Below are 11,945 nucleotides of genomic sequence, written 5' to 3' on the forward strand. Positions count from 1 at the left end.
TGAAATTTTGCCTCTGTGTTGGCGTATCATATAGAGTCTATTTACAAACTCAACTTTTAGTATGAATTAAAGTACTGGCCTCACGCCACTCTGCTGCTCTTCGCGTCGAGCGAGATCCGCTATTTTACTGTCAATGCAACTAAGCATGTCGGTTGAAGTAGCAGTGGAGCCGTAAGTACCTCGAATGTATTTCACAATCCAAATCTCCGAGCGTAATTCTTTAATAAATTTCAATGCGCCCTCAGGCTCCGTGGGTTGCAATTCATCTTTTAACTGTAATAACTCATCGTTACTTAAATGAGCTCTACGCAATAGTTCCAGAGCGCACATTTTGTCATTTTTTAACGTGCTCATTGGTTGACTGCGAATATGCTCTAACTGCTGCTTGAATTCAGTCAAGGACTGGACCAACGGTTGCAAACTCATAGAATTTACCTGTCTTGCTTCGACAAGCAGTTTCTGAAACTCGGCAGATGTTTTGATGGTGTACTCTGCCTGATGTCGAGCTAAATCACACACTACATCCGCATAATAAGTACGCATGCGGTGGTTATATTCATGTTGCTCATCCCTAACGTCTTGCTTATTGAGCGTATGGGTGTGTTCTTCATAGTAAGCAATAGCTCGGTCTAAAGCAGTGAAACCTTCGCTGTCTTTATTGTTTCGATGAGAAGAAAAATATTCACCTGTTTCAAAACAACGATAAGCTTGAGTAATCACCGCCGTGTGTAAGGCCGTATTAGAATTACTCAATGTACTCGCCTTGACGATTGAGTTTAACGAATTGCGAACCTCATCGGTGTACGCTTTAATCTCGTCTTCCGTGCAACCTAAGCTCGTGGCATATTGTCGCAATTCATTGATAACGATTCGTTCCGCCTCAGACCGCTTTTCCGAAATAAATTTTCTAAATTCAGGCACTTCCACTAAAGCCACTCGCAACTCACTAAATCGGGAGCTGGTTGCTCGTAGTACCATTGCCAGCGTGCTTTTTGCTTCCGCCTGATTCGGTGCATCCTCTAAAGTCTTTTTCAGTCCTTTACCAATAAGTTCGGTAGGAATAACCGCCTGTTTTAAGAAACGCTGCCATTTTGCAGACTCAAAATCAGGATCATGCTTTAAGGATTGATAGGCAAGTCGGTCTTGCAAACTTTGGTAGGCTTTATCACCAGCCACAAAAAAAGCTTTCTTTGTTGGCCAATAATGATTTCCTGAATGGCGTAAATCAGGGAATCCCTGTAAGTCAGCCACATTAATACGAAATTCTTTTCCGGTATAGGTAAGGTTCGCGAGACGAGCACTGCGAGTCGACATCATTTTATCGCTAAAGGAGAGATCATGATCGATTTTAAAGAAGTGGAAGCAAGGCTTATCATGTTCCAAAGTTACATAGTAACCAATGTTTCCCTTGTGCAGATCATCCTCTTCAAGTCCATAAGCCGTGGTAAATACATCCGCTAAAGAATCCATATCAATGGTGATGTTTCCTGCATTTTTTTCAGCCAACAATTTTTGAAAAAAGTTTTGCGGCAACTTATCAAGAAAATTAAACCCTTTGCCAACACCGTGATTAGAAACATCAAACTCTTGCTGTACATTGGTTAAAAACTGTTCGTCGCATCTTCGTTTTAATGATTCCCACTCATAAATCATCGACAATAATTCGTGATGCTGGCTTAGGTTAGCGGGCACCTTATCCAAATCGAATGGGTTGCCCTTTTTCAGCAAGGACTCCACATATAGGGAACACACTAAAACAACATCTTCATCCAACTCCCCTACTGAGGCTACAGCGATATCCTGACGCTCTTGCCAATAATCTCGCAAACGCTGAAAATAACGGCTACCAAACTTTTCTAAGGCCTCCTTAGCATCATGAATGGCTTTAAACTCTTCCCATTTATTTCCTGCTTTTGAGGAGCTGGATTCCTCGGCAATCTCTATATCACCCGCCGGCATAAGACTGGGTGTACCACTATCAGTCCCATAAGCCCAAGCCAAGAACTCCGCATCACTAACTTCAGTTGTAATCGGTTTATGTGCCTGGATCCAGTCGTGAAACTCAGCATCACTTACTTCGGCACTAGAGGAAAATTTCTTATTGGCCTGTAAAAAAACTATATCTTCGTTCGCTGCACGTAAACGCAGTAAGGCATGGGCCGCATGTTCGGCACAAACCCCGGCAATGCTGCCGTTGGTATAGCGTACAATGTCTTGCTCTAAGGAGCGTTGTGGAGCGGATACCGCATTAGCGACCGCGGTAAAACAGGCTTCTAATTCAGAAGCTTGTTCTCCAAATCGCCCAGGATGTTTATTTTTCTTAAAGATAACGTGTCGCGCTTTTCCTTGGTCATTATACGCGATGGTACCAAAATGAGCTTCATGAGCACTTACATGAGCGCCTACCTTACTGAAACCTAAAATTGCGAGTATCTGCATAATATTAAGAAAATTAACGAGTCATTATGCTCATATTATAAACTAAACCTGGTTTTTACAAAACCCCCTGGTGATTAAAAAATAAGCAGCCTCTTATTTAGGGGATTTGTTTGTACATGCTCAACTACTTAGCATAATGACAACTTGCTGATAAGCGATTGATTTCAATTTAAAAAATACTTTGCTATTAAAAAAAAATGGGTTATAACTCTTTGATGCTGGTTCAAGGATTGATAGATCAGTGTGGGACAGCATTTGATTTGCGTAATGCTGGATATTGTTTTTTTCACGGAGTGAGAAAATGAACAGTAAAGTATTTTCGCAACGGTTCAATCGCGAATTAGCTACTTTAGGTTTTCCCGAAGAGTTATCGGAAAAAATCAAAGCGGTATCCAAAGTATTTGAGATATCTCGCCATCTGGCAAATTCTCTAATCTTTGGGCATATTCTTCCAGAAAAGGACCAACTGGATAAAATTGCTTCGATTTTAGAAGTTTGCCCACAGTGGTTAAGTGGTGCTACCGATCGGAAGAAAGCATATAGTAGTCGCGAAACTGCTGATAGCGAGTCATAGTGATATGACAGCAAAGTTGGGTGGAACCTGTGAAGCCCAACTTTTCTCACCAACTGCCTGCTCATTGATGTAACAAAATTTGAGCCCAATACCCAAATTATTGTATAATTATCCAAAACGCTCGTTAACTCATGTTCTGCTGTGTTATCAGCGAACACCTTTTTATACCGTAGGTTACTACTCATGGAATGTCTAAGCTTTTGTATCGCCAAATCAATCGATTTATCACGTATTGATGCCTATTTTAAAAATTCCTCTGCGGAATTTTCTTCATTAAAGACACGTGACGTCGTCAAACTCACCTCCAACACGAAGCAAGCTCACACCATCTACGTATTCAAAAATGGAACCGTAGTTTCTTGGGGAGTTAGGCGTTATCAAATTAATGACTACTTAAATACCATTAAACAATTGCTGGATAAGCCTGTTCCAATGTCAGTACATGATGAGTTTCATTTCCAAGAAGGTGAAAAAACGACCATAGAACCGCATGATTTTTTTGATGTGGATTGTTTGACGATTGAAGATGATAGTGATGAATTGAAACTAAGTCTTTCTTATGGCTTTTCTCAATCAGTGAAATTACAATATTTTGAAACCATTATTGATGGACTCATTGAAAAATATAATCCCATGATCCTAAACTTGTCCCATACCGGGGAAATGGAAATCAGTCGCAATCAAATCCAGCAAATTATTGGTGAAATTCTCGGGGCAAAAAGTGAAATGAATTTAATTAGTAATTTCCTTTATCATCCCAAATATTTTTGGCAACACCCCACCTTAGAACAACACTTTGCCATGCTTGAGCGTTATTTACATATTCAACGCCGTGTTAATGCTATTAACCACCGCCTGGATACATTGAATGAAATTTTTGAAATGTTTAATGGCTACCTAGATAACCGTCATGGCCATAATCTTGAAATTATCATTATCGTATTAATTATAATGGAAATTGTCGTAGCAGTATTAAACCTGCATTTTTAATGCATTCGCCTAATATATAGCCCGTATTAAACAAAGTCGTAATACGGGCCATTCCGCAAATCAACGTATTACCCACAGATACTACGACAGCAATACAGGCTACAAAATCTGGGCAATATGCTATTCTTTAAAAAAACCCAATAAATTTAAATGCCATGATTAGTACAACCAATCAATTGAATGAAAAGCAGCTCCATGATTTGGAACAGCTAAAAAACATCAGTAAGGCTGTCGACGGCAGCGTTCCTAATGTATACATGCATTTATTGAAACAGCGCCGAACCCTACCGACGATTGCCCTATTCTACGAAAATGAACAATTACTTGGTTTTGTCAGTGTCTATTTCTTCTATGAAGATGCGGTAGAAATCGCATTATTGGTGCACCCTCAGGCGCGGCGTAAAGGCGTTGCGAAACAATTGCTGCGCCATATTTTACCGATAGTTCAAGAGCATAACTATCCGAAGGTAATTTTTTCATGCCCCGCCCATATCAACGAGCGCTGGCTACCCACTCAAGGCTTTTTATACCGTCATAGTGAATATTATATGGAGCGGCACAATTTGAGCCCCTTATTGGATCATAAAAAACAACTCACCTTTCGTACCGCCACAATAGATGATATTCCCCAATTGTGTTTGTTAGATGAAGCCTGTTTTTATAAAACGCATGCCGAACTGGAACCCCGTTTTCAGCATATATTGAGTGAGCGGAACTATCAGATTATTTTAGCTTTTGAACATAACCAACTTATTGGTAAAGCTCATTTACGTTGGCAGGAACATGGGGCAACGCTTTCCGATATTGCCGTGTTTCCAGAAAAGCAAGGTCATGGATTAGGGACCGCACTGATTACTCACTGCATTAACTACGCATTAAGTGAAGGTAAACCCGATTTAAATCTTGATGTCGAAACCCATAATCAAAAAGCCCTTAACTTATATACCCGCCTAGGCTTTTTAACGCAAAACGCTTGTGATTATTGGATGATTGAAGCAGAGCAATTACAAAAACAAATTTCTAGTCCCATGAGTGCCGCAAGTTAATTGCGGGCTCCCTCAGAAATTAAAATCGGTATAAAGACGAAACGTCGTCCTCCTGCGCATCAACATAAGCCGCAATCGAATAAGTAATAGGCATACTAATTAATGCACCGATAGCTAAACAGCAGGCAATGCTAAAAGAAACCATTAACATTTGCGGTAAAATTGGCAGGATAGTGGAAAAGATAATGCATGCCGCCAATCCCAGAATATAATCCTCAGGGACAGGCTCAGAACCAATAAACGCTTCTGTAATTAATGTATAAGGCCCTCTTGCTATATGCCCGCAAGTAGAAAAGAAAGAGCCATAAAATTCAGTTAATGTACTAGTTGCTGACATAACTATATTCCTAACCGATCGTATTGTTCTATGTTTTAAACCGAATGCTACACTAAAAGCATTAAGGTAATATTAAGAAATGAAGTTCTTGACAGAGTTTTCTCCCCCCCTTTAGTATTAGCGTGAAAAAATACTTCTTTATAAAAGGATTAGGGATGAAAAAGAGGGTAGTCATAACCGGAATGGAAATCACATCTTCCATAGGAACAGGGTTGAACCCATTCTGGCATGCAGCAAGCCAAGGGCAATGTGGAATCAAACGCATTCAAAGCTTCGACCCATCTCCCTATCCCACGCAAGTTGGTGGAGAAATCGCCGATTTTAACCTAGACGCACTCCCTCACTTTAATAAAAGCAAACGCTATCCTCGGGCCGCTCAATATGCATTATATTGCGCGCATCATGCAATTGCGCAGGCAGGCTTAAGTGCTAATGAGTTATTTAGTGCGGGAACCTACATTGGTACCAGCATGGGAGGTCAATCAGAAGCCGAGGAAGTGTATCGAGCGATCTACCTTGAGGGATGGAAAAAAATGCCCGCCCTCTCCGTCTTACGCACCATGCCTAATTCCATTGCAAATTATATTGCGATTGAATTTGGTATTGGTGGTGCCAATTCGACGATTTCTAATGCCTGTATTTCTTCGGCGGAAGCAATCGGGGCTGCCTATCAACAAATAACTGATGGTCGATTATCTACCGCTATTTGCGGCGGAACCGAATCGTTTATCTGGGAATCAATACTTGCCGCCTGGTGTAAATTAAGGGTGATGTCCACGAAAAATGAAACACCTGCGAAAGCCTGCAGCCCCTTTGATCTGAATCGGGATGGAATGGTTATTGCTGATGGCGCAGGAATTTTAATTCTTGAAGAATTGCAGCAAGCTAAAGCACGCGGCGCTAAAATTTATGCAGAAATTGTTGGCTTTGGTGCAAGCTGCGATGCCTTTCATGTGACCGCCCCCAATACCCAAGGACAACAGCGTGCCATTTTTTCAGCTTTAGATGATGCCCGCTTATCAGCAAATGACATCCATTATATCAATGCGCACGGTACTGGTACCCCGCTCAATGACAGCATTGAAACCGAAACGATTAAAGCCGTTTTTGGTCAGCGGGCCTATGATATTCCCATAACGGCACAAAAATCGATGACCGGGCATGCTATCGGTGCTGCTGGCGCTATGGAAATCATAGCCACCACCCTGAGTTTGCAAAATAATCTTTTGTTACCCACCATCAATCTGGAGACCCCTGACCCTGCTTGTGACTTGGATTATGTTGCCAATAGCGCCCGTCCGCAGATGGTTGATATTGCTTTATCGAATCATTTCGCCTTCGGGGGAGCCAATGCAGCGTTGGTGTTAAGCAAGTATTTTGGTTAAACCTCTTTAGATGTAGTCTGATTGCAAGCAAACAGGTTACATCTAATAGTTTCCGCTCATGGTTTATATTAAGGCACAATCAACATATCCGTCGGGTTAACACGCACCAATCGATCACTCACCCGTCCCATCAACACATAATGCAATGCCGAATGCCCCCGGGTGCCAAGCACCACCAAATGAGCCCCCCAATCTTTGGCAAATTGTGGAATGTCATTAGCGGGATAACCACCAATATACTTTCCGGAAAAACGACTTGCATCCACAGTACAACCAGCCAAGAATTTATTCAATTTATCTTGCAACGAATCATGCATATGCGGCTTAACCATTTTTTCATACCACACGTCAGCGATATGCAATACTAAAAACTCAGCCTGTGGATATGCTTTATAAGCAACTTCAATCGCTTTTTTACTGGAATCCGAAAAATCCGTACACACCAAAATACGTGCATAGGCTGCAGCCGGTGGTTGGCGTACCAAACTAACTGGAATCGATGATTGTTTGAGCACTGCTTCAGAATTGGTCCCTAAAATAAAATCATTTAGATAATAGGTACCATGTGCCCCCATAAAGACCATATCAATGGCATGTCCCTGAATAAACTTCATGATCTCATCGGGAACACGTCCATCAAGCAGCGTAAATTGCATCGGGTAAGGAGAGATGAGCTGTTTTACCTCCTGCTCATGAGCTTCCTCTGCTTTGTGAACCCAATCCTGCTCGACCGCCTCACGTCCATCCATCCAGCCTTGATTGATTACATGCACACAATGCAATTCTGCCTGAACAGAGTTTGCAAATTGAACCGCGCGTTGAATAGCATAAAGCGAATGAGCCGAGAAATCTGTAGTAACTAATATCCGTTTAAACACAGAAGTATCCTCAAAAAGAAGTCCTTACGTAAGAGTATAGAATAAATAGCAGATATATTATTTATACTATAATAATAACAAATCCTAGGCTTATTATTTATCCCTGGAAGGAGCATCTTGTGAAACGATTTCGTAATATCCTCTTTGTGAGTAATGGTATTAAAAATGAAGCAGAAGCCTTAACTGAAGCAATACGTCTAGCAGAGCATGATCAAGCCTGCCTAGAGTTCCTTATTGTCTGCCCTCCCTTCTCTTCTGACTTCGAACAATATAGAGGTTCCTATGAAACCTTTTTAAAAGAAAATGCCCACAAAGCGATTGCCGAAGTTCAAGCAAAGCACGCGCCCCCTAAAAAATCCATCACCGTGGATATGGTCTGGGAGAAAACGCCGAGTATTGCAATTATTCAGCATGTTTTACGCCACAACCATGATCTAGTCATTAAAGCGGCGGAAGATGATGGCGCTAAAGGATTTAAAGCCTTAGATATGGCTTTATTACGTAAATGCCCCTGTACTTTATTCCTGCACCGCCCATTAAAACATCCGAAAGCCGTGCAAATCGCGGTAGCCATAGCTCCAGACAATGCGGAAACCTCGGAACAGGATCTAGCCTGTAATCTATTAAAATTGACCCAGCATTTGGCTACCTTCTATCCGGGAAAATCCAACATTCTATCCTGCTGGGAGTTCGCTTTAGAAGGATTTTTGCGCAATAGTGCCTGGATTGATATGTCCGCGGAGGCCATTGAAGAGATGGTGCAGCAAGAAGGTAATAACAATTATATAACCTTACATAAATTGATAAAACAGGCCAAGTTGCACGAAAACCCGACTATTTATCATTTGAAAGGCGACCCAACTGAGCTCATACCCACCTGGATTACTAAAAAAGAGATCGATGTATTGGTAATGGGCACAGTAGCACGCACAGGAATTACGGGATTCATTATTGGCAATACCGCAGAAAATATTTTACAAAAACTTGATTGCTCCTTGTGGGCCATGAAACCCCAAGGCTTTATTTCTCCGGTGAAAGCCTATTAACGATGAGGGGTAAAATATCATCCAAGTCACATGGCGCAAGGCTCTAAAATACACCTTTCGCCAAGTGTCAAGTGGGCTCGCAAGTTACGCACCATACTGCTCTGACTCATTACCATGGCTTCATTTCAGTGTATTGCCCCCTACTTCAAACAGCCTGAACTTAAGAATAAGATAGACTTTAATTAAATAATCTTGTAAAAATTTAACCCTCTACTCATTAAAAAGGAACGTTGCTCATGGGTTATTTTTCTTTCATTACTACCCCAATAACCCAGCTGTATCATGGGACCTTAAACTTATTAAGCGATGCATCAATGCAAACCGTTAATTTTGGCCGCGCCTATCTCTTCGGTGATTTACCTGAATTAATTTGGCATGGCTTTAACCGGGATTGGATCTTGGATGAATGTTATCGGCGAATGAAAAATACTCCAGAGCGGGTAGGCAAGTTGGTCGTGGGTCCCTATTTTGCCCCCAACTATCAATTAGCCAGCTTAATTATGGCCCCTGTGCCAATTGTCGCCAGCTATGGGGAAAATCCTGTAGATCCCCAAGCCCGTGAACCCTTTCAGGTGATGGAAGCGGCCATCAAGAAAAAAACGATTGTAAACTTATCAAGTAGTGAAGCAACTCATGAGCGCAGCAAAATAAAATCACACTTAAGCGTCACTCATCGCATCCATAGCGAAACCTTAAAATTGATACAAGAGCAATGTGCCAACTGGCAAGCGGATGTGGACATAGAAACTCAAATCAGTTTGGTCTGCACCAATATTATTGGCGGCACGGTTTTTGGCCTTAATCCAGTGACGCTCACAGACATCCCTATTCTAAAAGCCATGAGTGAAAAAATCGTCCATAGCAATCCAGGTAAAGCCGATTTTGAACAAGCAAGTGCCGATTTACTCTCACTATCCAGTAAACTTATCAGCGACTCAGCTCACCGCATTATTCAACAAAAATTGTACCTCTTTGATCAAGTGGTTTCACCAGAGCAAGAAGAAAACAGTTTTTTAAGCCTGGCAGCCTTGCAACAAATACAAATCCTGCAAGAAACCCATGGAGGAGCCGCATTGATTGTAGAAAGTAATTTATCTGCCTTATGTACTATTGCCTTAGCCAAAATAATGGAAAACCCACAGATTAAAGAGCGCCTAGTTAGCGAAATAACTACCCTAAAAACTTTTAACGATTTTAAAGCACTCGACAGATTACCTTATTTAGATGCCGTGTATGCAGAAGCCTTACGTTTTGTCTCACCCACCTCCGTCATTGCGCGCAGAACGGGGGATAATGCTTTTTTAGAAAAGGTCATCGGCAATGATGGTGTAGAACGTGACGTTCCTGTTCCTAAAGGCAGTTATTTATTTAGCGCTATAAGACGGGAACATTTTGACGCAGACTATTGGGCTCACCCCAAGGAGTTTAATCCGGAACGTTTTAACCATAAAGTGCCTCATTTTAGTGGCCCACATTTTTTCCCCTTTTCCTACGGTCCACGCTCCTGCCCGGCCGGTGGCCATTTTGTTAATGTAGTATTTAAAACTTTAATTGCATTTGTCTTAAAAAATTATACCTTTATTCTAGATAAAGCAGTGGAAGATATCCCAGTTGATGCTTTGCATCCCCGCTGGGCGCATAAATATTATGCAACGCACTTCCAAGAGAACGCAGCAGCAACCTTTTCTCCCAGTCCTTAACATCATGAAAAATAATATAAAGGGCGAGAAAAATAGGGTTTACCTCTAAAATGGTAGAGCTAATAGGGGATTGGTGGCATTGATTAAGCGACCAAACATCCATTTAATGTCTTGCATCGCCTCATACGTTTTGGCTTCAAAACGCACTGTTAAATAAGGTCCTGTATTTGAGGGGCGAATAAGCCCCCAGGCATTAGTTAGATTGGCTCTTAACCCATCAATATGCACTAATTCCCCTGATAAATATGCGGGAGCCTGGAGCACTAATTGTTGCATAAATTGCACTTTTAATCCCTCAGTAATGCCAATTTTTAATTCGTCCGTACTTAATGATTTAGGGAATTGTGCAAAAAACTGATGACTGTCTTTACTTTGCTCGCTGAGCATTTCCAATACGCGTGCCGCGGCGTAAAGCCCATCATCATGGGGTAACCAACGATCGCTAAAATAAAAATGCCCACAAAACTCCCCACCAATAGCCGCCCGATGTGCACTCATAGTTGCTACAATATGGGCCATACCGGTTTTGCTCATAATGGCACGACCGTTATGCGCACCTAAATAATCCTGCAAATGAGCAGTACATTTCACATCAAAAACAATTGCTGGTTTTACCACTTTTTTTAGTAATGCATCCGCAAATGCTAACAGCAAATAATCTGAAGCAATGACACAACCATTTTTATCAACAACACTCAGACGATCACCATCCCCATCAAAAGCAAGTCCCAAATTAGCTTGCTGAGTTTGCACAGCCAAGCGCAAGCCATTTAAGTTTTCCTCAGCAGATGAAGCGGATTGTTCTTCAGTATAATGAGGAATGACCTCACAACCTAAAGCCGTTAATAATTGTGGAGCCAGGCGACAGGCAACCCCATTACCCCCCCCCATAACGACTTTTAATGGCTTAACCCCTCTTAAACTGGCTTTAACCATACGAATGTACTTATTAATTACTTGTTCTTCAGGATATTGCACCACTCGCCCTCGCCCTGTATCATCAAACAAGTAGCGTTGCTCCATAATGCGTTGATGCAATAAGCGTAAGCGTTCACCGTGGTAATTTTGTTTGCCTAAAATGATTTTCAAGCCATTATAGGTCGTGGGATTATGGCTGGCAGTTATCATTAATCCAGATTGGCATTGCAAGTCATGCATCGCAAAATACAAGACGGGTGTGGGTAAACAACCAATATCGATAACATTGGTACCGGTGAATAATAAGCCTTTAATCAAGGCATCCGCAAACATATTACTAGTAGGCCGACTGTCGCGACAGAGCAGCAACGTGTGTAAACCATATAAATCCTGGAGTTCACTACCAATAGCAACGCCTAAAGTATAATAAGTATTTTCATTCAAATCTTCGCCAATCGGATTGCGAATATCATACTCTTTAAAAATACTTAAAGGCGGTTTTATTAGATAGGACTTACTCATAATTTAGCTCCATCAGCATAGCTAAATTGTCATCGCGTCAAGGATTTATACCAATGTCCTTATCTGCAAAAATCGCTCTGCAAAATGACAAATAGTTTCACGATCATAAT

General features: G+C 41.5%; 10 protein-coding genes. 6 read left to right on the forward strand and 4 right to left on the reverse strand.

Translation table 11 applies throughout. From position 1 onward, the window contains the following. Window positions 1-66: 66 nt before the first annotated feature. Window positions 67-2,439 (reverse strand): hypothetical protein, encoded by a 2,373-nt coding sequence (locus ACD661_RS08085; RefSeq protein WP_400187356.1) that lies wholly within the window; start codon window positions 2,437-2,439, stop codon window positions 67-69. Window positions 2,440-2,740: 301 nt separating this feature from the next. Here ACD661_RS08085 and ACD661_RS08090 point away from each other — a divergent pair, with 301 nt between their 5' ends. From ACD661_RS08090 to ACD661_RS08100, 3 genes are all read left to right on the forward strand, one after another. Next, window positions 2,741-3,013 (forward strand): hypothetical protein, encoded by a 273-nt coding sequence (locus ACD661_RS08090; RefSeq protein WP_133136415.1) that lies wholly within the window; start codon window positions 2,741-2,743, stop codon window positions 3,011-3,013. A gap of 183 nt (window positions 3,014-3,196) precedes the next feature. After that, the gene (locus ACD661_RS08095) at window positions 3,197-4,003 is read left to right on the forward strand and encodes an RMD1 family protein (protein WP_400187357.1); all 807 of its coding nucleotides are present in this window, start codon (window positions 3,197-3,199) and stop codon (window positions 4,001-4,003) included. A gap of 155 nt (window positions 4,004-4,158) precedes the next feature. Then, window positions 4,159-5,049 carry a GNAT family N-acetyltransferase gene (locus tag ACD661_RS08100; protein ID WP_400187358.1) on the forward strand — a complete coding sequence of 297 codons (891 nt, stop codon included), beginning with the start codon at window positions 4,159-4,161 and terminating at the stop codon, window positions 5,047-5,049. A gap of 19 nt (window positions 5,050-5,068) precedes the next feature. Here the strand turns inward: ACD661_RS08100 and ACD661_RS08105 are convergent, their stop codons facing one another. Then, entirely contained in the window at window positions 5,069-5,386 is a 318-nt protein-coding gene (locus ACD661_RS08105; protein WP_400187359.1) for a hypothetical protein, read from the reverse strand. A 155-nt stretch (window positions 5,387-5,541) separates the two neighbouring features. Here ACD661_RS08105 and ACD661_RS08110 point away from each other — a divergent pair, with 155 nt between their 5' ends. Next, the gene (locus ACD661_RS08110) at window positions 5,542-6,771 is read left to right on the forward strand and encodes a beta-ketoacyl-[acyl-carrier-protein] synthase family protein (RefSeq protein ID WP_400187360.1); all 1,230 of its coding nucleotides are present in this window, start codon (window positions 5,542-5,544) and stop codon (window positions 6,769-6,771) included. Between the two features lie 68 nt (window positions 6,772-6,839). On the opposite strand, the gene ACD661_RS08115 is transcribed toward ACD661_RS08110, so the two are convergent. Further along, window positions 6,840-7,649: a universal stress protein gene (locus ACD661_RS08115; protein ID WP_400187361.1), complete on the reverse strand. Its 810-nt coding sequence runs from the start codon at window positions 7,647-7,649 to the stop codon at window positions 6,840-6,842. Between the two features lie 119 nt (window positions 7,650-7,768). Between ACD661_RS08115 and ACD661_RS08120 the strand changes: the two genes are divergently transcribed. Continuing rightward, a complete protein-coding gene (locus ACD661_RS08120) occupies window positions 7,769-8,695 on the forward strand; it encodes a universal stress protein (RefSeq protein WP_400187362.1) in 927 nt (308 codons plus the stop codon). 236 nt (window positions 8,696-8,931) lie between these two features. Further along, window positions 8,932-10,395, forward strand: coding sequence for a cytochrome P450 (locus ACD661_RS08125; RefSeq protein ID WP_400187363.1), 1,464 nt, complete (start codon window positions 8,932-8,934; stop codon window positions 10,393-10,395). A gap of 45 nt (window positions 10,396-10,440) precedes the next feature. On the opposite strand, the gene ACD661_RS08130 is transcribed toward ACD661_RS08125, so the two are convergent. Next, window positions 10,441-11,835 (reverse strand): phosphomannomutase/phosphoglucomutase, encoded by a 1,395-nt coding sequence (locus tag ACD661_RS08130; protein WP_400187364.1) that lies wholly within the window; start codon window positions 11,833-11,835, stop codon window positions 10,441-10,443. Window positions 11,836-11,945: the final 110 nt, after the last annotated feature.

This window comes from Legionella lytica (genome assembly GCF_044626755.1).
GTDB classification, from domain to species: domain Bacteria; phylum Pseudomonadota; class Gammaproteobacteria; order Legionellales; family Legionellaceae; genus Legionella; species Legionella lytica_A.

Coding starts and splice junctions, on each gene's coding strand:
- ACD661_RS08125 (WP_400187363.1), top strand. CDS start 8,932: ATGGGTTATTTTTCTTTCATTACTACCCCAATAACCCAGCTGTATCAT.
- ACD661_RS08090 (WP_133136415.1), top strand. CDS start 2,741: ATGAACAGTAAAGTATTTTCGCAACGGTTCAATCGCGAATTAGCTACT.
- ACD661_RS08130 (WP_400187364.1), bottom strand. CDS start 11,835: ATGAGTAAGTCCTATCTAATAAAACCGCCTTTAAGTATTTTTAAAGAG.
- ACD661_RS08095 (WP_400187357.1), top strand. CDS start 3,197: ATGGAATGTCTAAGCTTTTGTATCGCCAAATCAATCGATTTATCACGT.
- ACD661_RS08100 (WP_400187358.1), top strand. CDS start 4,159: ATGATTAGTACAACCAATCAATTGAATGAAAAGCAGCTCCATGATTTG.
- ACD661_RS08085 (WP_400187356.1), bottom strand. CDS start 2,439: ATGCAGATACTCGCAATTTTAGGTTTCAGTAAGGTAGGCGCTCATGTA.
- ACD661_RS08105 (WP_400187359.1), bottom strand. CDS start 5,386: ATGTCAGCAACTAGTACATTAACTGAATTTTATGGCTCTTTCTTTTCT.
- ACD661_RS08110 (WP_400187360.1), top strand. CDS start 5,542: ATGAAAAAGAGGGTAGTCATAACCGGAATGGAAATCACATCTTCCATA.